A 22,669-nucleotide genomic window follows, 5' to 3' on the forward strand; every position below is an offset into this window, starting at 1 on the left:
CGAAGCCGGTGCGCCCAACCAGTGGCCTGGCGTGTTCAAGACCCTGCGCCTGCCCCAGCTCAATGACGAGCAAGGTGAACGCGCTGACCCGAGAAGGCTACTTCGAGGTGTACAACATGGCCGACGTCCCTGCGCAAAGCAAGGGCCCGTTCGGCTCGGCCCCCAACCCGCTGTACACGGCCATCAAGCACAAGGCAGGCGTTGCGCCGTGCACGGCCGACGTGCTGGACGTGCTGAAGTCGGTCCAGGTGCTGACCACCGCCTCCGACGCGCTGGCCGTGGGCCTGGACAGCCCCACGGGCAAGCTGATGGGCTCGTGGGCGGTGCTGAACACCGAACAGATCGCCGTGTACGGTGGCGCGCAGACCGCGGTTCTGGCTGCTGCTGCCCCGCTGGGCGTCAACGGCGTCGCGCCCGAAGGTGCGGGCCTGATCAACTACTCGCCCCAGATGACCGGCGACGTGCCTTACCAGACCGTGGTGAACTTCACCTCCGATCCGCTGCTGATCGTGCCGCCCAACCAGTTCCCCGGCCTGGGCATCATCGCTCAGTGGTGGGATCTGCCCGACCTGTCCACGCCGTACATCGCTGGTGATGACCCGCAAGACCAGGCGGAGAGGCTGTCCAACGCCCTGGCCAAGGAATTCATCATGAACGACTACGTGGCCACGGCGCGGGCGCTGGTGGAGTGGCCTGGATGACGGACTGGGTGGTGTCGCAGCCGACGCGCCGCTACCACGCTGCGGTGCTGTACGACTCGCTGTCGCCGCTCACCAACGGCAGCCCGGTGATTCTGCCGGACTTCTTCGGCGACATGGGCTTGTGGGGGTTGATCAACCCCGAGAGCCCGTACACCGGCCGTCTGGTGCTGAACCGCAACGCTGGCGGCTACGGCCCGATGGCGTGCCTGCGTCCAATCCTCACGCTCTGGGATCGTGAAGAGACGGGTGGCTGGACGGGCGGCTTCTCGCCTGGCGAGGGTCAAGCGTGCGGTGAAGTGTTCACGCTGCAGTTCGGCACCAGCTCGGTGCTGCAAGCGGCGGTGACGGCGCACAGCGTGACGCACCCGCTGCCGGGCGTGGCGGGCTGGGCCAAGCTGCAGATGAGCCAGAACACGGGCACGGGTTCCGGGTCTCAGACGGCCATCCACCCGGTGCCGGTGGTGGGCTTCGCGGCCACCTCGATCATGGCTGGCAACGGCAACTACGGCCTGACCATCCCGCACCGCTGGACCGGCGCTCGCGTGGAGAATTGAGCGGGTAAATCGACCCCAGCGGCCTGATGGCCGATGGCGGGCGAATTCAAGAAGGGCGGGGGCAACCCCGCCCTTTTTCTTTTCACGATTGATGCAAAAAAACGACAGTCGAACGGAGCGATGCCGTGTTCGCCGGGCCGAGAATTGAAAGCCCCGGCAAGCCCGTGTTAGCATCTTCATCGCATCTCCAAGATTCGCTTGGGTCTTGCAACATTTTCTTCAATGGAGTCATAGCTATGAAAAAGAGCATTCTGTCGCTGAGCGCAGCAATTGCCCTGGGCGGCCTGGGGCTTGCCAGCACGGCCCACGCGGTTGTCGCGCTGGGTATCGAGGGCACCAACCTTGGCGGCACGGCGGCCCGCCAGGGATCTGGTGATTCACCCCGCCGGCACGGGCCACATGCTGATCGGGCCGTACTTCACGACCCAGGGCAACATGGGTTCGCTGTTCAACATCACCAACACCGACACGGTCAACGGCAAGGTGGTGAAGGTTCGCTTCCGCGGGGCCAGCGGCTCTGACGAACTGCTGGACTTCATGGTGTTCCTGTCGCCCGCCGACGTGTGGAGCGGATCGCTGACGCGCAACGCTGCTGGCCGCACCGTGCTGAGCACCGACGACAAATCGTGCACCCTGCCCGAGGCCGGTGCGCCCAACCAGTGGCCTGGCGTGTTCAAGACCCTGCGCCTGCCCCAGCTCAATGACGAGAGCAAGGTGAACGCGCTGACCCGCGAAGGCTACTTCGAGGTGTACAACATGGCCGACGTCCCTGCGCAAAGCAAGGGTCCGTTCGGCGCGACCCCCAACCCGCTGTACACGGCCATCAAGCACAAGGCAGGCGTTGCGCCGTGCACGGCCGACGTGCTGGACGTGCTGAAGTCGGTCCAGGTGCTGACCACCGCCTCCGACGCGCTGGCCGTGGGCCTGGACAGCCCCACGGGCAAGCTGATGGGCTCGTGGGCGGTGCTGAACACCGAACAGATCGCCGTGTACGGTGGCGAGCAGACCGCCATTCTGGCCACCTCTGGTCAGCTGGGTGTCAACGGCGTGGCCCCCGAAGGTGCCGGCCTGATCAACTACTCGCCCCAGATGACCGGCGACGTGCCTTACGCGACCACGGTGGCCTTCACCTCCGATCCGCTGCTGATCGTGCCGCCCAACCAGTTCCCCGGCCTGGGCATCATCGCTCAGTGGTGGGATCTGCCCGACCTGTCCACGCCGTACATCGTGGGTGATTCCCCGCAAGTCCAGGCGATGAGGCTGTCCGACGCCCTGGCCAAGGAATTCATCATGAACGACTACGTGGCCACGACGCGGGCGCTGGTGGAGTGGCCTGGATGACGGACTGGGTGGTGTCGCAGCCGACGCGCCGCTACCACGCCGCGGTGCTGTACGACTCGCTGTCGCCGCTCACCAACGGCAGCCCGGTGATTCTGCCGGACTTCTTCGGCGACATGGGCTTGTGGGGTTGATCAACCCCGAGAGCCCGTACACCGGCCGTCTGGTGCTGAACCGCAACGCTGGCGGCTACGGCCCGATGGCGTGCCTGCGTCCAATCCTCACGCTCTGGGATCGTGAAGAGACGGGTGGCTGGACGGGCGGCTTCTCGCCTGGCGAGGGTCAAGCGTGCGGTGAAGTGTTCACGCTGCAGTTCGGCACCAGCTCGGTGCTGCAAGCGGCGGTGACGGCGCACAGCGTGACGCACCCGCTGCCGGGCGTGGCGGGCTGGGCCAAGCTGCAGATGAGCCAGAACACGGGCACGGGTTCCGGGTCTCAGACGGCCATCCACCCGGTGCCGGTGGTGGGCTTCGCGGCCACCTCGATCAAGGCTGGCAACGGCAACTACGGCCTGACCATCCCGCATCGCTGGACCGGCGCTGCTGTCGTGCAGCCCCAGTAATTCAGGGGCGATGCATCGACATCGGCCTGAGAGGGCCGATGCCGTGCAAACTCAAAAGGGCGGGGGCAACCCCGCCCTTTTTTGTTGCCCAGCCGTTCCAGGACGAAAGGCGGCCTTTCCTGCTTCCTGCGAGGGGCGAAAGAACCTCGCGCCACAAGGCGTCTGGGTGCCCATGGGTCCGTGGCGCGGCTTTCGGGGGCAAACGGGTATGATGCGGGGTTTCCCGGGCAACTGGCCCTTCAGGCTGATCGTGGGTCTGGATGCCCTGCACTTTTCATGCAACGAGGTTTGAACGCAATGCTGAATCCCCTTCACGGCAAGCTGCGCACGGCGCTGGCGGCCGCGCTTTCGATGGCCAGTCTTTCTCTCGCGCCCGTGCCCGCGCTGGCGCAGGCCGGTGGTGCGGCGGCGCTGACGTCCGGCCCGGCCGGCCAGGTGACCGCCGGTGACATGGAGATGCTGATCAAGGAAATGGTGCCGGCCGGCGAAATCGCCAGGTTCTGGGCCAGCCGCGACGCCGTGGTGCGTTTTGCCCGCAGCGCCTACGTGCAGCGCGCCCTGTCGGCCGAGGCCGCCAAGGCCGGGCTGGACAAGACGCCCGAGGGCACCGCCTACCTGAAGATGATGCACGAGCGCGCGCTGATGGAATTGCAACTGCGCCAGGGCGTGCGCACGGCGCTGCCCAATGAGCAGGCACTGGACCGCTATGCCCGCTCGGAGTACCAGGCCCAGCCGGACCGCTTCAAGGAACCGGAGCAGGTGAATGCGCGCCACATTCTGCTGGCGGTGGCCCAGGGCGGCGGCGATGATGCCGAGGTGAAAGCCAAGGCCGAGGCGCTGCGGGCCGAGCTGGTCAAGGGGGCGGATTTCGCCCAACTGGCGCGCGAGCAGTCGGCCGACCCCGGCAGCGCCACGCGCGGCGGCGAGCTGGGCTTCTTCGCCGCCGGCAGGATGGCGCCCGCTTTCGAGAAGGCGGCCTTCGCGCTCAAGAAGCCGGGTGAGTTGAGCGAACTGGTGAAGACGCCTTTCGGCTACCACATCATTCAACTGGTGGAGCGCAAGCCGGCGCGCACCGTTCCCTTCGAGGAGGTGCTGCCCAAGCTGCGCGAGGAACTGCGCACCAAGATCGAGGGGCGCGAGCGCAGTCGGCTCTGGGAGAGCGCCGACACCGAGGCGAAGGTGAATGACGAAGCCGTCAATGCCCTGATGGCGCGCCACCCGACCCATCTCGGGAAGCCCTGAACCAGGCGGCAGCCCGCAGCGTCACCGCGCCTTGCCTGCCACGCCGATCACGGCACTGGCGGGTGCGTTCAACCGCCGATCAGGCTGAGTTTCCACCATGTTCGCGTCATTGACCGCCGAATGCGGCCAGCTCTGGCGCTTGCGCGGCCTGCTGGCGGTGCTGACGCGGCGCGAGATCGGCGCGCGCTTCGCCGGCTCGGCCGGCGGCCTGCTGTGGGTGTGGCTGCCGCCGTTGCTGACGGTGGCGTCGTACTACCTGGTGTTCGACGTGGTGTTCGGCATGCGCCTGGGGGGCCAGGCGCCGACGACGCGCGTGGGCACCTACCTGATCGTGGGCATGCTGGCGTGGATGGCCTTTGCCGATGCGGCGCAGCGCGGCATGAACAGCCTGCTGGAGGCCGGTGGCATGCTGCAGAAGAACCCGCTGCCGCCGGGGCTGTTTCCGGCGCGGGCGGTGCTGGCCAGCGGCGTGGTGTTCGCGCCTCTGGTCGTGGCGCTGATACCGCTGTACGCGGGCGCGCACCATTTCGGGCCGGGGGTGTGGGCGGTGATCCCGTTGCTGGCGTTGCAGGGGGTGCTGTCGTTCCTGGCGGGCTACCTGCTGGCCATCCTGGCGGCGGCGCTGCGCGACGTGGTGCAGGTGGTGGGGGTGCTGCTGTCGCTGGGGGTGTTCCTGTCGCCGGTGCTGTTTCCGGTGACCATGTTTCCCGCCGGCTGGCGCTGGCTGCTGTGGCTGAATCCGATGACGGCGCCGATCCTGGGCTACCAGTCGGCGCTGCTGCAGGGGGCGTGGCCGGCGTGGCCGGTGTGGGCCGTGCTGCTGGCGTGGATCGGCGTGCTGGCGGCGCTGCTGTCGCTGGCCATCGGCCGCAGCCGCGACCAACTGGTGGACTGGCTGTGAGCATGGACGCCGCTCCCCCCGCCGTGCACGCCGCGGCCGTGCCCCTGCGGCTGGACGGCGTGGGCAAGGAATACCTGCTGTACGACTCTCCCAGGGCGCGCCTGAAGTCGCTGCTGACGGGGCGGGCGCTGCACCGCAGCCACTGGGCGCTGCGGGAGGTGTCGTTCGAGTTGGGGCGCGGGCAGTGCCTGGGCGTGGTGGGGCACAACGGCGCGGGCAAGAGCACGCTGCTCAAGCTGATCACTGGCACGCTGCAGCCCACCACGGGGCGGGTGGCGCGCAGCGGGCGCATCACGGCGATCCTGGAATTGGGGGCGGGCTTCCACCCGGACTTCACGGGGCGCGAGAACCTGTACTTCGGCGGCAGCCTGATCGGCATCGCGCGCGAGGAGATGGCGCGGCTGGAGCCGCGGGTGCTGGCGTTCGCCGAGATCGGCGAGGCGATCGACCGGCCGGTGAAGACCTATTCGTCGGGGATGGTGGTGCGGCTGGCCTTCGCGCTGGTGACGGCGGTGGAGCCGGACCTGCTGATCATCGACGAGGCGCTGGCGGTGGGCGACCAGAACTTCCAGAAGAAGTGCGTGGAGCGCATCGAGGCGTTCCGGCGCAACGGCTGCACCATCCTGTTCTGCTCGCACAGCCCCTACCACGTGCGGCAGTTGTGCGACGTGGCGCTGTGGCTGGACCAGGGGCGGGTGATGGAGTTCGGGCCGACCGAGCCGGTGGTCGGGGCCTACGAGATGCACATGCGCCTGCGGGACGGCGCGGGCGGCGAGCCGGCGCGGGACACGGGGCATGCCGCGATGGTGGTGCCGACCGAGGACGCGGCCGGCAGCGCCGACCCCCAGGGCACGGCGCAGGCGGGGTCGGCGGCGCCGCGGCAGCCGCACCAGCCGGATGCGACGGCGGCGATCCTGTCGGTGGACATCGCGCACCTGGGCGAGGGCGAGCCGCCGCTGCTGGACAGCCGCGACCTGGTGGCGACCATCACGGTGCGCGGCCACGGCGAGGAGCGGCCGAACATCGGCTTCATGATCGAGCAGTCGCGGGGCGTGGGCATCACGTCGCTGGCGACGCACGAGGAGGGCGCGGCGCCGACGCAGGTGTCGCCGGGCGTGTGGCGGTCGGTGCTGACGTTCGCCGACCTGCCGCTGCACAGCGGGCAGTACGTGGTCAGCGCGTACCTGTTCGACCAGAGCGGGCTGGTGGTGTACGACCAGTGGTACCAGTTCCTGCATTTCCGCTTCGTCACGCCGACGCTGATGCCGGGCCTGGTCAAGCTGCCGCACCAGTGGACATGAGGGAGACGGGAATGAACGGGACGGAACTGGACGCGGAGCGCGCCATGGCGCTGCTGCGCGAGGGCGAGGCGCTGCTGGCGGCAGGCCGGCGCGAGGACGCGGCGGGCGCGTTGCGGCGCGCGCGCGAGGCGCGGGCCACGCGGCTGGCGGCGCACGGGCTGATCGAGCGGCACGGGCTGGAAGGCTCGTTCGCGCAGATGATGGGGCTGGACTGCGCCATCTCGCCGCAAGACGACATCTTCCACTTCTTCGATGGCCACCCGACCTCGACCAACCCGCTGCGCGACTACCTGGCCGACGGCTGGCGCACGCTGTCGGAGCTGATGCTGCTGCTGGAGTCGGTGGACCGTCCGCTGCTGAAGCTGGGCAGCGTGCTGGAGTTCGCCAGCGGGCACGGGCGCTTCACGCGCCACCTGGTCAAGGCGGTGGGCGCGGGCGGCGTGACGGTGTCGGACGTGGTGGAGGACGCGGTGCGGTTCTCGCGCCAGACGTTCGGGGTGCGGGGCTTCGCGTCGCAGGCGCGGCCCGAGGCGGTGCGGTGGCCGGAGCACTACGACCTGGTGTTCGTGCTGTCGCTGTTCTCGCACCTGCCGCGCGGCAGCTGGGCGCGCTGGCTGGCCCGGCTGTGGGACGCCGTGGCGCCGGGCGGGCTGCTGGTGTTCAGCACCCACGGGACCGAGGCGGCGCGGCGCGTGGGCCGCGCGCTGGACGGCGAGGGCTACGCGTTCAACGCGGCCAGCGAGTCGAGCGCCATCGACGCGCAGGAATACGGCACCGCGTACACCGACGAGCGCTTCGTGCGCGCGCAGGTGCGGGCGCTCATGGGCGAGGAGGCCATCGCCCGTTTCGAGCCGACGTGGTTCTGGCACCACCAGGACGCCTGGGTGCTGCGCCGGGACTGAACATTGAACATTCCACGGAGGAGTGACTGCATGACCGAATCCCACCGCCGCGCGCGCCTGGCGGCGATATCCATCCTGTGCGCCGCCGCCATGGCGGCCTGTGGCGGCGGAGGCGACGGCGCGGCCGACGCGCCAGCGCCTGTCGCCGAGCCTGCGCCGGCACCGGTGCCTGAGCCCGCGCCTGAGCCGGCGCCACCGGCTCCCGCGCCGACACCTGTCCCGCCTTCGCCACCACCGCCACCACCGCCACCGCCACCACCACCACCACCACCACCACCACCACCACCACCACCACCACCACCACCACCACCACCACCACCACCACCACCGCCACCGCCACCACCGCCACCACCACCACCACCACCACCGCCACCACCACCACCACCACCACCACCACCACCACCACCACCACCACCACCACCACCACCGCCACCGCCACCGCCACCGCCACCGCCACCGCCACCGCCACCGCCCGCGACGGCACCACCTCCGGGCGTGTCCGCTTGCGCGGACATGGGCGAGTTGCTGGTCAAGGTCAATGCGCTTCGGGCGCAGGGGCAGGTGTGCGGCGGTCGGTCGATGCCGGTGGCGCTGGCGCTGACGTGGTCGAACCCGTTGGGCCAGGCGGCGGAACGCCATTCGTACGACATGGCGAGCCACGATTTCATGGACCACACGGGTTCCGACCGCAGCACGCCGCCGCAGCGCATGGGCGAGGCCGGATACGGTGGATGGAGCGGGGGGGAGAACATCGCGGCGGGCTATTCCAGCGTCGATGCCGTTCTCAGGGGGTGGCTGGCCAGTCCCGGCCACTGCTCGGCCCTGATGAACCCGGGTTTCACCGACTTCGGTGGCAGTTGCGCCTACCGCGGTGGAACGACCTACGGGTTCTACTGGACGGTGACCCTGGGCACTTCACGCTGACGTGAGAGGGCGGCTTGCCTTCGGGGGCCTGCCTACTTTCTCAGCCAGTCCTTCACCCGGCGTTGCCAGCCCGCCGGGATGGCGCGGGCCACGCCGGAGAGCGCCGGCATGGCGCGCAGCCGCGCCAGCGCCCCCAGGGCGCGCGCCTTGGCGGCGTCATGGGTGGCGGCGCCTGCCTGGCTGGCGGCGGGCAGGTGCGCGGCCACCAGGGCGGTGGTGACGGGGGTGGGCGCGCCTTCGGGCAGGCTGTCCAGGTAGTCGTGGGCGTACCAGTGGGATGAGTTCACGGCGCCGGGCGCGTGGCTGTCGGCCGGCGCGAGGTGCAGCAGGGGCGCTGGCGACCGGCCGGTGGCGAAGTGCCGCTCGCGGATACTGGTGAAGAAGTCCAGCCACTCGCCGGCGCTGGCGTTCCAGGGGTGCACCCAGGTCCAGCGACGGCCCTGCAGGCGCTCTGAGAAGGCGCCCAGGTCGGGGCAGACCACGGGCCAGCCGCCCTGCAGGCAGGCGCTGAGGGTGTAGCTGTAGGTTTCAGGCCACTGCGCGGGAAACCACACCACGTCGGGCGCGAGCCAGCGCAGCAGGTCGGGCAGATCCTCGTCGTCGTAGCGGCCGTGCAGGGTGAGGTTGGCGCGCGGCTGGGTGCGCAGGGCGCGGTAGGCGTAGCCGATGAGGTGGAACTCGACCGGCGCGTTCCGCCGGCGCGCGGCCAGGGCCACGTTTTCCAGCAGGTCGGCGCCCTTGATGACGCTGAGCGCGCCGATGATGGCCACCCGGAGCGGCCGGTCGCCCTGCCATGCCGGCGGCGCGGGCGCGGGCAGGCGCTCGGCGAGGTCGATGTCGGTGTGGGGCACCAGGCGCAACGGCGCGCCAGGAATCCACTTGGCCAGGCGCGAGAGGGCGTCGCGCGAGGGGGCGAGCACGTAGCGCGCGCCCTTGAGGAAGGCGGCGTGGGGGCGCCGCCAGGTGAGGATGTCGACGCCGCCCGGCGCGGGTGTCTCGGCCAGGCATTCGGTGCATTGGCCGACGCCTTCTTCACCGCAGTAGACGCCGTCGCGCCGGGTCAGCGAGATCTGGGGACAGAGCGTGTAGTAGTCGTGCGCGGTGAAGTCGTAGCCCACGCCCAGGTGCCCGGCCATCTCGCGGACGCGGTCGCCGTTGCCGAGCAGGTGGTGGTAGTGCAGGTGGCGGACGCCGAGGATGCGCAGCAGCCCCATCAGCCTGTCGTATTCGGTGCGCAGGGAGAACACCAGGTCCAGGCTCTCGCCGGGGTCGGGCAGGCGCAGGCTGGCGCGTTCGTCGGACAGCGGGCGCAGGACGAGGAACTGGGCCCGGCCGCGCAGGGTGTCGGCCAATTCGTGGACGTGGCGCTCGGTGCCGCCCTGGCGGTCGTGCAGCACCGCGAGGATGACGGGCAGGCCACCGTCCTGCACGCGCGCCAGGTCGACGGCGATGCGCGCCAGGCGCGCCGGGTCGGCCTGGACGAAGCGCAGCACGTCGCCTTCATAGCGCGGGTGCAGCCGGCGCAGGGTTTCCATGGCGGCGCGCTCGCGGGGCGACTTGGAGGCGCCGAAGCTCACGCCGCCGAAGTGGCGCACGAAGGTGTCGAGCACGTGCAGGTTGCGCCAGCCGGCTGCCTGGGCGCGGATGCAGAAGTCGTTTTCCTCGCCGTAGCCCTTGCCGAAATGCTCGACGTCGAACAGGCCGACGGCTTGCAGCGCGGCGCGGCGGATGTACATGCAGAAGCCCACGCCGGTGGGCACGTCCACCACCTGGCCGGCGTTGACGCGGGCGAACAGGGCGTCGAGGCGGGCGGTGTCCCAGCCGGCGGGCAGGTCGTTGTCCGCGCAGAAGCGCGGGTAGCTGCAGATGGTGGCGTTGTTGGAGAAGGGCGTGACCGAGGCGATCTTCTGGTCGCCGTAGGCGGCGGCACGGATGCGGTCGAGCCAGTCGCCGGCCACTTCGGTGTCGCTGTTGAGCAGCAGCACGTCGGCGTGCCCGGAGAGCGCCATGCCGCGGTTGACGGTTCCGACGAAGCCGAGGTTGTGCTCGTTTTCGAGCAGGGTGATGCGCGCGTCGGTGGGAGCGACGGCGCGCAGCCAGTCGGTCACCTCGGGCTCGGGGCTGGCGTCGTTGATGACGATGAGGCGCCAAGGCGTGGCGCAGCGGGCGGCCAGCACCGATTCGATGCAGCGCCGCGTGTCGGCCAGGCCCCGGTAGACGGGCACGATGACGTCGACGGGGTGCGGTTCGGGCGCGAGCGGACGCGCCTCGGGCCGGACCGCCGGGCGCGCCGAACCGACGCCCAGCCATTGGTCGACCCGCATCTTGGCGTGGACGATGGGGCGGGTGGCGCGGAACACGGTGGAGTTCTCGATGTCGTGGATCAGCCTGCGGGCGTCGTCGCGCTCACGGCCGAGGGCGAGGGTGCGGGAGAGCAGGGTCTGCTTCTGCCGGCGCAGGTCCTCGTTCTGCTCGGCGAGGGCGTGCAGGGCTTGCTGGGTCTGGCGCACGGCCTGGCGGGCGGCGTCCCGCTCGGCCTCGGCGGCTTGCCGCCGGGTTTCGGCCGCCTCGCGCGCGGTTTCGCCGCGCGCCTCGCGCGCGGTTTCGGCCGCCGCGCGCCGGGCTTCGGCGGCGGCGTGCTCGGCGTCTGCCGCCTGGATGGCTTTTTCGGCGCGGGCGATGTGGTCCTGGGTGGAGCCAGCCAGCGCCAGGTAGTCGGCGGACATGGGCCAGCCGAGTTCGGCTTCGAGCCGGCCGCCGGCGGACCGTGCCAGCGCCTCGGCGGGAACGGGCAGTTCGATCCAGGGGTCGTTGCCGTGCAGCAGCAGCATGAAGGGGCCGCCGGGCCACCAGGGCGGCTGCGGCACGATGCCGCTGCGGGACGCGTCGAGCAGCGTGCCGGCGTCGGCGGGCGACCAGCGCCACAGCGGCTGGCCGGCGGCATCGCGCAGGGTGAGGGCGTGCAGGTGCAGGTAGCCGGGGCGATCGGCCGGATCCCATTTGAGCCCGTCCGGCGGCGCTTCCGCGGGCAAGGCGAAGCACAGTGTCTGGCGCTGCTGGCCGATGGTGCCGCGGGTGATGAGCTTGCGGTCCTCGCTGAAGTCGCGGCCCTGGCCCAGGTAGAGTTCGCTGGTGAACAGCGCCCGCGCGGGCAGCGCGGCGCCGTCGTCGAGGTCGGGCAGGCGCTCGCCCTCGGCGGCCGGGTGCGCCGCCACGATGAACTGGTAGGTGAGGGCGTCGGGCAAGGCCAGCAGATGGCGGGCCACGGCCGGCGGCAGGGCGTCGAAGGCGACGCGGAACTCGGAGTCCGGCAACTGGCGCTCGATGGTGTCCAGGCTGTCCATGGCCCAGCCGCCGTCGGACAGGAAGCGCTGCAGGGTGCGGCGCGTGAAGAAGCGCACGTGGGTCTCGTCCAGCAGCCCTTCCTCTCGGTAGCGGAACTCGCCGGCCATCAGCTCGGCCACCAGCCCGCAGTAGCCGGCGTTGGGAATGGACAGCAGGGCGCGCCCGCGCGGCGCCAGCAGCCGCCGGCATTCGGCCAGCACGCGGTCGCTGCCGCGGATGTGCTCCAGCACGTCGGCGCAGACAATGATGTCGTAGCCGCCTTCGGGGAACAGCCCGGTGAGCCGGCAGGCGTCCAGGTCGGCGACCTCGACGCGCCGGTAGTGCGGCGCGGCCAGGGCGGCCTCGTCGGCGCTGAGGGTCAGGCCGTCGATGGGGCCGGCGGCGGCGCCGTCGCGCGCGGCCAGGAAGCGCCCGACGGCGCCGCTGCCGCAACCCAGGTCCAGCACGCGCGCACCGGCCGGGATGCGGCCCGCGAGGACCGACAGGGAGGTGCGTTCGGTGGACTGGATGTCCCGGTCGTAGACGTGCAGGGCGGGCGCGGAGACGTTCATGTCGGGCGATTCTGGCGCCATGAAGGATCGTGGAGGGCGGCGCGCGCGAGGCCTCGCTCCGCCCTCGAAATGGGGGGCTTGGATGCTACCATGGTGCATTTTTCCACCCGCCCGCCGGGTGCCCACGATCCGGCCTGCCGCCGAACCCGTTTTCCTGCTTCCGAATGATCTCGCTGGCGGTGCTCGCTTTCGTGCTGTCCCTGGTGGCCACCCTGTGGGTGCGCCGGGTGTTCAGGCGCCTGCCGCACGGCTACGCGGACGACGCGCCGCAGCGGTTCCACGTCGGCCACACGCCGCGCCTGGGCGGGCTGGGGTTGCTGGCGGGCTGGGCGCTGGCGCTGGCGGCGTTGCCGCTGCTGCAATGGGCGCACCTGGCGGGCAACATCGACCGGGCGCAGCTGGACCTGCCGACCTGGGGCCTGATGCTGCTGCCGGCCTTCGCCGGCGGCGTGCTGGAGGACATGACCCAGCGCCTGGCGGTGCGCTGGCGCCTGCTGCTGACGCTCACTTCAGGCCTGCTGGCCTGGGCGCTGCTGGGCTTGTCGGTGACGCACCTGGGCTTCGACTGGCTCGACACCCTCTGGGCCGGCTGGCCGTGGCTGGGCGCCGGGCTGGCGGTGCTGGCGGTGACGGGCCTGCCGCACGCCTTCAACATCATCGACGGCTACAACGGCCTGGCGGGCATGGTGGCGCTGGTGGTGTGCCTGGCGCTGGCGCACGTGTCGATGCAGGTGGGCGACCGCGAGCTGGCGGCCATGGCCATCGCGCTGGCGGCGGCGACGGGGGGCTTCCTGGTGTGGAACTACCCGCGCGGGCTGATCTTCGCCGGCGACGCGGGGGCCTACCTGTGGGGGCTGCTGATCGCGGTGATCAGCCTGCTGCTGGTGCAGCGCCACCCGATCGTCTCGCCCTGGTTCCCGTTGCTGCTGCTGATCTACCCGGTGTGGGAGACGCTGTTCTCGATCTACCGCAAGCTGTGGCGCGGCGTCTCGCCCGGCATGGCCGATGCGCTGCACCTGCACCAGCTCGTCTACCGGCGCCTGGTGCGCGGCGTGCTGCACGAGGATGAGGCCCGGAACATGCTGATGCGCAACAACCGCACCGCGCCCTACCTGTGGGGCTTCATCGCGCTCACCGTGGTGCCGGCGGTGCTGTTCTGGCGCTACAGCGGGGTGCTGCTGGCCTTCTGCGTGCTGTTCGCCGTCAGCTACGTGGTGGCCTACGTGAGCCTGGTGCGCTTCAAGGTGCCGCGCGTGTTTCCAGCGCTCTAGATTCTGACCACCCCCGTGGCGCCACTCGCCTCGCGATGTGGCGCCTTCCCCTCGAGGGGGCGCCGCCAGCGGCCGGGCCCAGCCCGTCCGCGGCGGCTGCTGGCATGGCCTGCTCCGCGGCCTTTTGTTTCTTTGGGGTGTGGGCGCTGCCGGCGATAGAGGACCATGGGGGCGTTGGGATTCGTGCGCTGCGGGCGGTGGGGCTTGGGGGCTTCGTGACTATGATTCGCGATCCCCGATCTGCCCACCCGCCATGACGACCTCCCTCGACACCGCTTCCCTGGCCCCGCGCGACAAAGCCCAGATCCTGGCGCAGGCGCTGCCCTACATCCGCCGCTTCCATGGCAAGACCATGGTCATCAAGTACGGCGGCAATGCCATGACCGACCCGGCGCTGCAGGCGGCGTTCGCCGAGGACGTGGTGCTGCTCAAGCTGGTGGGCATCAACCCCGTGGTGGTGCACGGCGGCGGGCCGCAGATCGAGACCGCCCTCAAGCGCCTGGGCAAGAAGGGCGAGTTCATCCAGGGCATGCGCGTGACCGACGCCGAGACCATGGAGGTGGTCGAATGGGTGCTGGCCGGCGAGGTGCAGCAGGACATCGTGGGCCTGATCAACCAGGCCGGCGGCAAGGCGGTGGGCCTGACGGGGCGCGATGGCGGCCTGATCCGCGCCAGCAAGCTGCGCCTGGTGGACCCGCGCGACCCCACCATCGAGCACGACGTGGGCCAGGTGGGCCACATCGACCAGATCGATCCGGCCGTGGTGCAGGCGCTGCAGGACGACCAGTTCATCCCCGTCGTCAGCCCGATCGGCTTCGGGGTGCACAACGAGAGCTACAACATCAACGCCGACGTGGTGGCGGCCAAGCTGGCCACGGTGCTGCAGGCCGAGAAGCTGCTGATGCTGACCAACATCCCGGGCGTGCTGGACCAGGCGGGCCAGCTGCTGCCCGAGCTGACGCCGCGCCGCATCGACGAACTGGTGGCCGACGGCACCATCTCCGGCGGCATGCTGCCCAAGATCGCCGGCGCGCTGGACGCGGCCAAGAGCGGCGTGAACGCGGTGCACATCATCGACGGGCGCGTGCCGCATTCGATGCTGCTGGAGGTGCTGACGGATGAGCCGTTTGGCACCATGATCCGGTCGCATTGATTCGTGTCTGGGTTTCGGGTGAATCGGGCTTTGGCTGGCTTGGGTATTGCGTCTTCTGCTATTGAATTTGATCTGCTTGGGTTGAATGAGGCGGGAGACCACTGCGCGGGCGAAGTGGGGAAGGGCCCCCCCCCGCGGCGCCCCCCGCCGCGCGCCCCGGGGGGGCCCCCCGGCCGGGCCCGGGGGGGGGGGGGGGGGGGGCCCCTCCCCCCCCGCGCGGGGGGCGGGCGGCCGCCCCCCGGCGGGGGGCTCTGGGGGGGGGGGCGGGGCGCCGGGGGGGCCGCGGCCCCCCGGGCGCCCCCCCGGGGGGGGCGGCGCCGGGGGGGGGGCCGCGGGCGGCCTCGCGGGGGGGGGCTGGCGGGGGCGGGGGCGGGGCGGGGCGGGGGGGGGGGGGGGGGGGGCGCGGGGCCGCGGCCGGCGCGGCCGCCCCCCGCGCGGCGGGGGGGGGGGGGGGGGCGGGGGGGGGGGGCGCGCGGGCCGGGGGGCCGGGGGGCCGGCTGGTGGGGGCGGGGGGCTCGGCCCGGCGGCCGGGCCGGCCCGGGGGGGCGGGGGCCCCCCTCCCCGCCCGCCGGGGGCCGGGGGGCCCCGGGCCCGGCGGCCGGGGGCGGCCCCCGCGCTCCGGGGGCGCCGGCCTGGCCCGGTTTTCCGGGGGGGGGCCGGGCGCACATCCCGGCCAACAGCCCATCCAACTCCACCTCACCCTGTGCGAGAATCATTTGGAAACAAATAAACGCACCGCCATGCCGACCGACGACCACCGCACCGCACCCGACAGCGACGACACCGCCTCCGCCGCGCCGGAGCGCAAGCGCCCCCGGCCGGGCGAGCGGCGGGTGCAGATCCTGGAGGCGCTGGCGCAGATGCTGGAGCGGCCCGGCGCCGAGCGCGTGACCACGGCGGCGCTGGCGGCGCGCCTGGGCGTGAGCGAGGCGGCGCTGTACCGCCACTTCGCCAGCAAGGCGCAGATGTTCGAGGCGCTGATCGACTTCATCGAGAGCAGCCTGTTCGGGCTGATCCAGCAGGTCGGCGAGCACGACCACGCCGGCCCGGCGCGCGCCGCGCGCATCGTCGCCATGGTGCTGCAGTTCGGCGAGAAGAACCCGGGCATGACGCGGGTGATGGCGGGCGACGCGCTGGTGTTCGAGAACGAGCGCCTGCAGCAGCGCATGAACCAGCTCTTCGACAAGCTGGAGGCGGCGCTGCGCCAGTGCCTGCGCGACGGCGCGGCGCGGGATGATGGCGCTCTGGGCCCCGACGCCGAGGCGCAGGTGGCCGCGTCCACGCTCACCGCCTTCGCCGCCGGGCGGCTGCAGCGCTTCGCGCGCTCGGGCTTTCGGCGCGCGCCGTCCGAGCACCTGGAGGTTTGCCTGGCCCGGATACTATGATATTAATAGCATATATATCAATATCCATGCGGGTTTAAGGCCAATTTGATTCATAATCCCTTTTGTTCGATCTTCAGGAGACACGCGATGAAACTGGTCCGCCATGGCCCCCTCGGCAAGGAAACCCCCGGCCTGATCGACGCCGACGGCGTGCTGCGGGATCTGTCGGCCGTGGTGCCCGACATCAGCCCGGCGCAACTGGGCGACGCGGCGCTGGCGCGGCTGGCCCGGCTCAAGCCCGCGTCGTTGCCGGCGGTGCGCGGCAAGCGGCGCCTGGGCTGCCCGGTGGGCGGCGTGGGCAAGTTCATCGCCATCGGCCTCAACTACCGCGACCACGCGGCCGAGGCCGGCCTGCCGATCCCGAAGGAACCCATCATCTTCACCAAGGCCATCTCGTGCATCCAGGGTCCCGACGACGCCGTGATGCTGCCCAAGGGCTCGAAGAAGAGCGACTGGGAGGTGGAGTTGGGCGTGGTCATCGGCCGCACCGCCCACCACGTGGCGCGGAAGGACGCACTGGCGCACGTGGCCGGCTACTGCGTGGTCAACGACCTGAGCGAGCGCGCCTACCAGATCGAGCGCGGCGGCACTTGGGACAAGGGCAAGGGCTGCGACACCTTCGGCCCCATCGGCCCCTGGCTGGTCACGCGCGACGAGGTGCCGAACCCGCAGCGCCTGGGCCTGTGGCTGGACCTGAACGGCCAGCGCCTGCAGGCTGGCAACACGCGCCACATGATCTTTGGCGTGGTGCGTCTCCTCAGCTACGTCAGCCGCTTCATCACCCTGCACCCGGGCGACGTGCTGGCCACCGGCACGCCAGCCGGCGTCGGCATGGGCCTGCGCAACGCGGCCGGCCAGCCGGCGCCGCGCTTCCTGAGGGCTGGCGACGAGATCAGCCTGGGGATCGACGGCCTGGGGCAGCAGCAGCAATGCGTGGTGGGCTACCGCGCGCCCTGACCGGCGTGCCTCAAGCCCAGCGCGCGCCGGGCGGGAAAACCCCTGGCCGAGAGGCCGTTGCCGTCAGGCGAGAATGTCAGGAGTCGCGTTTAAAATAGAACAGTCGTTCGTTTTTATTCAAAGATGTACACCTCGTCCGCCGTGGTTTCCTCGCAGGCCGTTCCCCGCGCACTGGGCAAGGGCCGCCAAACCAAGGCCCACATCATTGACATCGCGTTGCGCACGGCCGCGCAATTGGGGCTGGAGGGCTTGTCCATCGGTGCCCTGGCCGAAGCCACGGGCATGAGCAAGTCCGGCGTGTTCGCGCATTTCGGATCGCGCGACGACCTGCAGATCGCCGTGGTGCGCGAGTACCACGCCCGCTTCGAGCGCGAGGTGTTCATGCCCGCCATGGCCGCGCCGCGCGGCCTGCCGCGCCTGCGCGCGCTGTTCGACCACTGGATGCGCTACACCAGCGCCGAACTGGACACGGGCGGCTGCCTCTTCATCAGCGGCGCGGTGGAGTTCGACGACCGTCCCGGCCCGGTGCGCGACGCCCTGGCGCACACCGTGCGCCTGTGGACCGGCGCGCTCGAGCGCGCCGTGACCCAGGCCAAGGCCGAGGGCCACCTGAGCGCCCGGGCCGACGAGGCGCAGGTGGCGTTCGAGATCCATGCCCTGATCCTGGCCCTGCATTACGAGGCCCGCTTCCTGCGCCAGCCGGGCGCCGCCGAGCGCGCGCGGCGCGGCTTCGACAATGTGCTGGCGCGGCACGGCGAGCGCGGCTAAGCCGGCCCAAACCCCTTTCGTTCCACCCTGCCTTTCAACCCTGGAGACTTCCGCCATGCCCAGCTATACCCCGCCCCTGCGCGACATGCAATTCCTGATGCACGAGGTGCACCAGGCGGTCGATCAACTGCGCGCCATGCCGCGCTTCGCCGACCTGGACGCCGACACGCTCAACGCCGTCATGGAGGAGGCCGGCAAGTTCACCTCCACCGTCACCGCGCCGCTCAACCTGAGCGGCGACGCCGAGGGCTGCATACTGGACAAGGCCAACCACGCCATCACCACCCCCAAGGGCTTCAAGGAAGCCTACGCGCAGTTCGTCGAAGGCGGCTGGCCCGCCCTCACCTGCGACCCCGAATACGGCGGCCAGGGCCTGCCCTCCACCATCGGCACCTGCGTGGGCGAGATGCTCAACGCCTCCAACCAGGCCTGGGCCATGTACTACGGCCTCTCGCACGGCGCCTACGAAGCCATCCACGCCCACGGCAGCGAGGCGCAGCAGCAGACCTTCCTGCCCAAGCTCACCAGCGGCGAATGGACCGGCACCATGTGCTTGACCGAGCCCCATTGCGGCACCGACCTGGGCCTGCTGCGCACCAAGGCCGAGCCCCAGCCCGACGGCAGCTACAAGCTCACCGGCAGCAAGATCTTCATCAGCGCCGGCGAGCACGACTTCGCCGCCAACATCGTGCACCTGGTGCTGGCCCGCCTGCCCGACGCGCCCAAGGGCAGCAAGGGCATCAGCCTGTTCGTGGTGCCCAAGTTCCTCGTCAACGCCGACGGCAGCCTGGGCGCGCGCAACCCCATCATCTGCACCGGCATCGAGCACAAGATGGGCATCCACGGCAACTCCACCTGCCAGATGAGCCTGGACGGCGCCGTCGGCACCCTGGTGGGCCAGCCCAACAAGGGCCTGATGGCCATGTTCGTGATGATGAACGCCGCCCGCCTGGGTGTGGGCAACCAGGGCCTGGGCCAGACCGAGGTGGCCTACCAGAACGCGCTGGCCTACGCCAAGGAGCGCCTGCAGATGCGCAGCCTCTCCGGCCCCAAGGCGCCCGACCAGCCGGCCGACCCCATCATCGTGCACCCCGATGTGCGCAAGATGCTGCTCACCGCCAAGGCCTACGCCGAGGGCGGCCGCGCCCTGGCCATGCAATGCGCGCTGCTGCTCGACAAGGCGCGCCACCACCCCGACGCCGCCGTGCGCCAGGACAGCGAGGACATGGTCGCGCTGCTCACCCCCATCGTCAAAGCCTTCCTCACCGACAACGGCGTCACCGCCACCAACGCCTGCATGCAGGTCTATGGCGGCCACGGCTACATCCACGAGACGGGCGCCGAGCAGTTCGTGCGGGACGCGCGCATCAACCCCATCTACGAAGGCACCAACACCGTGCAGGCGCTCGACCTGCTGGGCCGCAAGGTGCTGGCCAACCAGGGCGCCACGCTGCGCAAGCTGGGCCAGCAGGTGGCCGCGCTGCTGAAGGAGGAAAGCGCCAACCCCCGGATGGCCGAGTTCACCGCCCCGCTGGCCGCGCTGGCCGGGCAGCTCAGCCAGTTCAGCACCGAGATCGGCGTCAAGGCCATGACCAACCCCGACGAAGTGGGCGCCGCCGCCAGCGACTTCCTGCGCGTGGCCGGCCACCTGGTGTTCGGCTACCAGTTCGTGTGCATGGCCAGCGTGGCGCTCAAGAAGATCGCCGAGGGCAGCACCGACCCCTTCTACGCCGGCAAGCTGCAGACCGCGCGCTTCTACTTCGCGCGCCTGTTCCCCGAGACCGCCAGCCTGATGCTGGCCGCGCGCTCCGGCGCCGCCGTGCTGCTCGACACCGACGCCGCCCTGGCCTGAACGCCGTTCCCTTGGTGGTTTTGATGCAAAAAATGCCGTGGGCCAGCGTCAATAAACGCTTTATAGCTACTGTTTATATAGCGTTCGTGGCCTGCGGCGCGCACGCCCAGATGACCCCCGTGGGCACCTGGCGCAGCATCGACGACCAGACCAGGGAGCCCAAGGCGCAGATCGTCGTCAGCGACCACGGCGGTGTGCTCAGCGGCCGCATCGAGAAGGTGCTGAAGAAGGACGCCAAGCCGAACGCGCTGTGCGACGAATGCACCGACGACCGCAAGGGCCAGCCGGTGGAGGGCCTGGAGATGATCCGCGGCGCCAGGAAGGCCGACGGCAAGGACGTGTGGGAGGGCGGCCGTGTCCTTGACCCCGAGAACGGCAAGGACTACGCGCTGCGCCTCACCCCCATCGAGGGTGGCCAGAAGCTGGAAGTGCGCGGCTCCATCGGCCCCTTCGGCCGCACGCAGACTTGGGTGCGCGTGAAATAGCGCGCTGGCCGGGCGATCCGTTCGGCGACGGCGGCGCCTGCGCCGCGTGTCCACGATCCGCGCTGCCACATCAGGAAGATAATCCCCGCTGGCCAGCGTCCAGCAACCGTTCAATGCTATGAAAAATGGATTTCCCATGGGCGGCGCGGCCGCCACCGAGCGGCCCTTTGACGACGCCGTGGCGCTCGCCCGCCCAGCCGGCGGCGCGCCCGGCCAGTACGTCGGCCGCACCAGTCCCGCCTACGCCAACATGGTGGGCCCTTTCGGCGGCATCACCGCCGCGCAGGCGCTGCAGGCCATCTGGCTGCACCCCGACCGGCTGGGCGAGCCGGTGGCCTTCACCGGCAACTTCGCCGCCGCGCTGGCCGACGGCGAGTTCACCATCGACGCGCAGCCGGTGCGCACCAACCGGTCCACCCAGCACTGGGTGCTGACCACGCGGCAGCGCGACGCCGAGGGCCGCGACAGCGTGGTCTACACCGCCACGGCGATGACCGCGCTGCGGCGCGACACCTGGCGTGCCACCGACGCGGTGATGCCGGACGCGCCCGCGCCCGAGTCCGTGCCGCCGACCCGGCGCGTCAAGCGCCCGGCGTGGCTCGACCGCTACGACATGCGCTGGTTCGCCGGCGCCATGCCGCTCGAATGGAACGGCGCCGAGGGCGAGGACAGCGTCACGCGCCTGTGGGTGCGCGACGAGCCCCCGCGCGCGCTCGACTTCGCATCGCTGACGGCGCTGTGCGACGTGTTCTTTCCGCGCGTGTGGCTGCGACGCGCGCGCATGACGCCCATCGGCACCGTCTCCATGACCGTGTACTTCCACGCCAGCGCCGCCGACCTGGCCGCCGCCGGCACCGGCCACCTGCTGGGCCAGGCGCGCGGGCATGCGTTCCACGACGGCTACTTCGACCAGAGCGCCGAGATGTGGAGCGCCGCCGGCCGGCTGCTGGCCACCACGCACCAGGTCGTCTACTACAAGGAGTAGCGTCGCGCGCGCGGCACCGGCCGCGCGGCCGCGCCGGTACGATACCCACCTCGGCCCGCGGCGACGCCACCTTTTCCTCGGCTCACCGCCATTCGTCCACCAAGGAAACCCCATGAGCGACATCCTCGTCCACACCGAAGCCGGCGTGATGACCCTGACCTTCAACCGGGTCGGCAAGAAGAACTCCATCACCGCCGCCATGTACGGCACGATGGCCGACGGGCTGGCCCAGGCCGCCGCCGACCCGGCCGTGCGCGTGGTGCTGATCCAGGGCGACGTCACCATCTTCACCGCCGGCAACGACATCAGCGACTTCCGCAACGCGCCCAAGTCCGAGGGCCAGCCCGACCCGGACCGGCCGGTGTGGCGCTTCCTGCGCGGCATCGCCACCTTCCCCAAGCCGCTGGTCGCCGCCGTCTGCGGCCCGGCGGTGGGCGTGGGCACCACCCTGCTGCTGCACTGCGACCTGGTGTACGCGGGCGACAACGCGGCCTTCTCGGTGCCCTTTGTCAACCTGGGCCTGGTGCCCGAGGCCGCCTCCAGCCTGCTCATGCCGCGGATGTTCGGCATGCACCGCGCGTCCGAGGCGCTGCTGACGGGCGATCCCTTCATGGCCGAGGCGGCGCTGGAGGTGGGCCTGGTCAACCGCGTGGTGCCGCCGGCCGAGTGCAACGCCTTCGCGCGCCAGCAGGCGCTCAAGCTCGCCGCCAAGCCGCTGTCGGCCCTGGTCGAGACCAAGCGCCTGCTCAAGGGCGCGCAGCACGCCGCCGTGGTGGCGCGCATGCAGGAGGAGGGCGCCGTCTTCGGCCGCATGCTGCACGAGCCCGCCGCGCGCGAGGCGTTCGCGGCCTTCGCCGAGAAGCGCAAGCCCGATTTCAGCAAGATCTGAGTGCTTTGGGCCGCAAGCCCGCACCCACGTTGCGCAAGCAGCCATGGAAAACACAGTATCCGTCGATCCACCCCGGCTCGTCGCCTGCGGCCACGACGCGCACGCGCCGGCCATCCTGGCGATCTTCAACGACGCCATCCTGCATTCCACGGCGCTGTACGACTACCAGCCGCGCACCCCGGCCCACATGCGCGCCTGGTTCGACGCCAAGGCGGCCGGGGCCTTGCCGGTCATCGGCGCGGTCGATGCCGCCGATGAGCTGCTGGGCTTCGCCAGCTACGGCGCGTTCCGCCCGCAGCCGGCCTACAAGTACAGCGTCGAGCATTCCGTCTACGTGCGCCAGGACCAGCGCGGCCACGGCCTGGGGCCGCTGCTGATGCGCGCGCTGATCGACGCCGCGCGGGCGCGGCAACTGCACGTCATGGTGGGCGTGATCGATGCCGCCAACGCCGCCAGCATCGCGCTGCACCAGCGCCTGGGCTTCGTGCACGCCGGCACGGTGCGGCAGGCCGGCTTCAAGTTCGGCCGCTGGCTGGACGCGGCCTTCTACCAGCTCACCCTCGACACGCCCGCGCAGCCGGTGGACGGGTGAGCCGCGCGTTT

General features: G+C 70.9%; 22 protein-coding genes. 20 read left to right on the forward strand and 2 right to left on the reverse strand.

Going from position 1 to position 22,669, the window contains the following annotated elements; translation table 11 throughout:
• Nucleotides 1–74 precede the first annotated feature (74 nt).
• The 9 genes from IPG65_RS00565 to IPG65_RS00605 all read left to right on the forward strand — a co-directional run bounded on the left by IPG65_RS00565 (nt 75) and on the right by IPG65_RS00605 (nt 7,501).
• A complete protein-coding gene (locus IPG65_RS00565) occupies nt 75–701 on the forward strand; it encodes a hypothetical protein (RefSeq protein ID WP_293187352.1) in 627 nt (208 codons plus the stop codon).
• Nucleotides 698–1,255 carry a hypothetical protein gene (locus IPG65_RS00570; RefSeq protein WP_293187353.1) on the forward strand — a complete coding sequence of 186 codons (558 nt, stop codon included), beginning with the start codon at nt 698–700 and terminating at the stop codon, nt 1,253–1,255. The genes IPG65_RS00565 and IPG65_RS00570 overlap by 4 nt, the downstream gene beginning before the upstream one ends.
• Before the next feature lie 372 nt (nt 1,256–1,627).
• Entirely contained in the window at nt 1,628–2,596 is a 969-nt protein-coding gene (locus IPG65_RS00575; RefSeq protein ID WP_293187354.1) for a hypothetical protein, read from the forward strand.
• The gene (locus IPG65_RS00580; RefSeq protein WP_293187356.1) at nt 2,593–2,727 is read left to right on the forward strand and encodes a hypothetical protein; all 135 of its coding nucleotides are present in this window, start codon (nt 2,593–2,595) and stop codon (nt 2,725–2,727) included. The genes IPG65_RS00575 and IPG65_RS00580 overlap by 4 nt, the downstream gene beginning before the upstream one ends.
• Nucleotides 2,718–3,155, forward strand: a complete 438-nt coding sequence (locus IPG65_RS00585) for a hypothetical protein (protein WP_293187358.1) — start codon at nt 2,718–2,720, stop codon at nt 3,153–3,155. The genes IPG65_RS00580 and IPG65_RS00585 overlap by 10 nt, the downstream gene beginning before the upstream one ends.
• 297 nt (nt 3,156–3,452) lie before the next feature.
• Nucleotides 3,453–4,397, forward strand: a complete 945-nt coding sequence (locus IPG65_RS00590; protein ID WP_293187360.1) for a peptidylprolyl isomerase — start codon at nt 3,453–3,455, stop codon at nt 4,395–4,397.
• A 97-nt stretch (nt 4,398–4,494) separates the two neighbouring features.
• A complete protein-coding gene (locus IPG65_RS00595) occupies nt 4,495–5,298 on the forward strand; it encodes an ABC transporter permease (RefSeq protein ID WP_293187362.1) in 804 nt (267 codons plus the stop codon).
• Between the two features lie 2 nt (nt 5,299–5,300).
• Nucleotides 5,301–6,599: an ABC transporter ATP-binding protein gene (locus IPG65_RS00600; RefSeq protein WP_293187364.1), complete on the forward strand. Its 1,299-nt coding sequence runs from the start codon at nt 5,301–5,303 to the stop codon at nt 6,597–6,599.
• An 11-nt stretch (nt 6,600–6,610) separates the two neighbouring features.
• Entirely contained in the window at nt 6,611–7,501 is an 891-nt protein-coding gene (locus IPG65_RS00605; RefSeq protein WP_293187366.1) for a cyclopropane-fatty-acyl-phospholipid synthase family protein, read from the forward strand.
• Here the strand turns inward: IPG65_RS00605 and IPG65_RS00610 are convergent.
• Nucleotides 7,419–7,985 carry a hypothetical protein gene (locus tag IPG65_RS00610; protein WP_293187367.1) on the reverse strand — a complete coding sequence of 189 codons (567 nt, stop codon included), beginning with the start codon at nt 7,983–7,985 and terminating at the stop codon, nt 7,419–7,421. The genes IPG65_RS00605 and IPG65_RS00610 overlap by 83 nt on opposite strands.
• Nucleotides 7,986–8,014: 29 nt before the next feature.
• Here IPG65_RS00610 and IPG65_RS00615 point away from each other — a divergent pair, with 29 nt between their 5' ends.
• Nucleotides 8,015–8,425 carry a CAP domain-containing protein gene (locus IPG65_RS00615; RefSeq protein ID WP_293187368.1) on the forward strand — a complete coding sequence of 137 codons (411 nt, stop codon included), beginning with the start codon at nt 8,015–8,017 and terminating at the stop codon, nt 8,423–8,425.
• A 32-nt stretch (nt 8,426–8,457) separates the two neighbouring features.
• Here the strand turns inward: IPG65_RS00615 and IPG65_RS00620 are convergent, their stop codons facing one another.
• Nucleotides 8,458–12,321, reverse strand: coding sequence for a methyltransferase domain-containing protein (locus tag IPG65_RS00620; RefSeq protein ID WP_293187369.1), 3,864 nt, complete (start codon nt 12,319–12,321; stop codon nt 8,458–8,460).
• A gap of 164 nt (nt 12,322–12,485) precedes the next feature.
• On the opposite strand from IPG65_RS00620, the gene IPG65_RS00625 reads away from it, so the two are divergent.
• From IPG65_RS00625 to IPG65_RS00670, 10 genes are all read left to right on the forward strand, one after another.
• The gene (locus tag IPG65_RS00625; protein WP_293187370.1) at nt 12,486–13,592 is read left to right on the forward strand and encodes a glycosyltransferase family 4 protein; all 1,107 of its coding nucleotides are present in this window, start codon (nt 12,486–12,488) and stop codon (nt 13,590–13,592) included.
• Nucleotides 13,593–13,845: 253 nt separating this feature from the next.
• Nucleotides 13,846–14,745, forward strand: a complete 900-nt coding sequence (argB, locus tag IPG65_RS00630; protein WP_293187371.1) for an acetylglutamate kinase — start codon at nt 13,846–13,848, stop codon at nt 14,743–14,745.
• A gap of 740 nt (nt 14,746–15,485) precedes the next feature.
• On the forward strand, nt 15,486–16,130 hold the full coding sequence (gene slmA / locus IPG65_RS00635; protein ID WP_293187372.1) for a nucleoid occlusion factor SlmA: 645 nt from the start codon (nt 15,486–15,488) through the stop codon (nt 16,128–16,130).
• Nucleotides 16,131–16,217: 87 nt separating this feature from the next.
• Entirely contained in the window at nt 16,218–17,087 is an 870-nt protein-coding gene (locus tag IPG65_RS00640) for a fumarylacetoacetate hydrolase family protein (RefSeq protein WP_293187373.1), read from the forward strand.
• A gap of 123 nt (nt 17,088–17,210) precedes the next feature.
• Nucleotides 17,211–17,855, forward strand: coding sequence for a TetR/AcrR family transcriptional regulator (locus IPG65_RS00645; protein ID WP_293187374.1), 645 nt, complete (start codon nt 17,211–17,213; stop codon nt 17,853–17,855).
• Nucleotides 17,856–17,910: 55 nt separating this feature from the next.
• On the forward strand, nt 17,911–19,707 hold the full coding sequence (locus IPG65_RS00650; protein ID WP_293187375.1) for an acyl-CoA dehydrogenase C-terminal domain-containing protein: 1,797 nt from the start codon (nt 17,911–17,913) through the stop codon (nt 19,705–19,707).
• A 110-nt stretch (nt 19,708–19,817) separates the two neighbouring features.
• Nucleotides 19,818–20,192: a DUF2147 domain-containing protein gene (locus IPG65_RS00655; protein ID WP_293187914.1), complete on the forward strand. Its 375-nt coding sequence runs from the start codon at nt 19,818–19,820 to the stop codon at nt 20,190–20,192.
• 118 nt (nt 20,193–20,310) lie between these two features.
• The gene (locus IPG65_RS00660; RefSeq protein ID WP_293187376.1) at nt 20,311–21,177 is read left to right on the forward strand and encodes a thioesterase family protein; all 867 of its coding nucleotides are present in this window, start codon (nt 20,311–20,313) and stop codon (nt 21,175–21,177) included.
• Nucleotides 21,178–21,289: 112 nt separating this feature from the next.
• Nucleotides 21,290–22,066, forward strand: a complete 777-nt coding sequence (locus tag IPG65_RS00665) for an enoyl-CoA hydratase (protein ID WP_293187377.1) — start codon at nt 21,290–21,292, stop codon at nt 22,064–22,066.
• 43 nt (nt 22,067–22,109) lie between these two features.
• The gene (locus tag IPG65_RS00670) at nt 22,110–22,658 is read left to right on the forward strand and encodes a GNAT family N-acetyltransferase (RefSeq protein ID WP_293187378.1); all 549 of its coding nucleotides are present in this window, start codon (nt 22,110–22,112) and stop codon (nt 22,656–22,658) included.
• Nucleotides 22,659–22,669 lie beyond the last annotated feature (11 nt).

Origin of the sequence: Ottowia sp. (assembly GCF_016703145.1) — a bacterium.
Taxonomy (GTDB): domain Bacteria; phylum Pseudomonadota; class Gammaproteobacteria; order Burkholderiales; family Burkholderiaceae_C; genus Ottowia.

Coding starts and splice junctions, on each gene's coding strand:
- IPG65_RS00605 (WP_293187366.1), top strand. CDS start 6,611: ATGAACGGGACGGAACTGGACGCGGAGCGCGCCATGGCGCTGCTGCGC.
- IPG65_RS00640 (WP_293187373.1), top strand. CDS start 16,218: ATGAAACTGGTCCGCCATGGCCCCCTCGGCAAGGAAACCCCCGGCCTG.
- IPG65_RS00590 (WP_293187360.1), top strand. CDS start 3,453: ATGCTGAATCCCCTTCACGGCAAGCTGCGCACGGCGCTGGCGGCCGCG.
- IPG65_RS00655 (WP_293187914.1), top strand. CDS start 19,818: ATGACCCCCGTGGGCACCTGGCGCAGCATCGACGACCAGACCAGGGAG.
- IPG65_RS00650 (WP_293187375.1), top strand. CDS start 17,911: ATGCCCAGCTATACCCCGCCCCTGCGCGACATGCAATTCCTGATGCAC.
- IPG65_RS00645 (WP_293187374.1), top strand. CDS start 17,211: ATGTACACCTCGTCCGCCGTGGTTTCCTCGCAGGCCGTTCCCCGCGCA.
- IPG65_RS00600 (WP_293187364.1), top strand. CDS start 5,301: ATGGACGCCGCTCCCCCCGCCGTGCACGCCGCGGCCGTGCCCCTGCGG.
- IPG65_RS00620 (WP_293187369.1), bottom strand. CDS start 12,321: ATGAACGTCTCCGCGCCCGCCCTGCACGTCTACGACCGGGACATCCAG.
- IPG65_RS00660 (WP_293187376.1), top strand. CDS start 20,311: ATGAAAAATGGATTTCCCATGGGCGGCGCGGCCGCCACCGAGCGGCCC.
- argB (WP_293187371.1), top strand. CDS start 13,846: ATGACGACCTCCCTCGACACCGCTTCCCTGGCCCCGCGCGACAAAGCC.
- IPG65_RS00580 (WP_293187356.1), top strand. CDS start 2,593: ATGACGGACTGGGTGGTGTCGCAGCCGACGCGCCGCTACCACGCCGCG.
- IPG65_RS00625 (WP_293187370.1), top strand. CDS start 12,486: ATGATCTCGCTGGCGGTGCTCGCTTTCGTGCTGTCCCTGGTGGCCACC.
- slmA (WP_293187372.1), top strand. CDS start 15,486: ATGCCGACCGACGACCACCGCACCGCACCCGACAGCGACGACACCGCC.
- IPG65_RS00665 (WP_293187377.1), top strand. CDS start 21,290: ATGAGCGACATCCTCGTCCACACCGAAGCCGGCGTGATGACCCTGACC.
- IPG65_RS00615 (WP_293187368.1), top strand. CDS start 8,015: ATGGGCGAGTTGCTGGTCAAGGTCAATGCGCTTCGGGCGCAGGGGCAG.
- IPG65_RS00670 (WP_293187378.1), top strand. CDS start 22,110: ATGGAAAACACAGTATCCGTCGATCCACCCCGGCTCGTCGCCTGCGGC.
- IPG65_RS00570 (WP_293187353.1), top strand. CDS start 698: ATGACGGACTGGGTGGTGTCGCAGCCGACGCGCCGCTACCACGCTGCG.
- IPG65_RS00595 (WP_293187362.1), top strand. CDS start 4,495: ATGTTCGCGTCATTGACCGCCGAATGCGGCCAGCTCTGGCGCTTGCGC.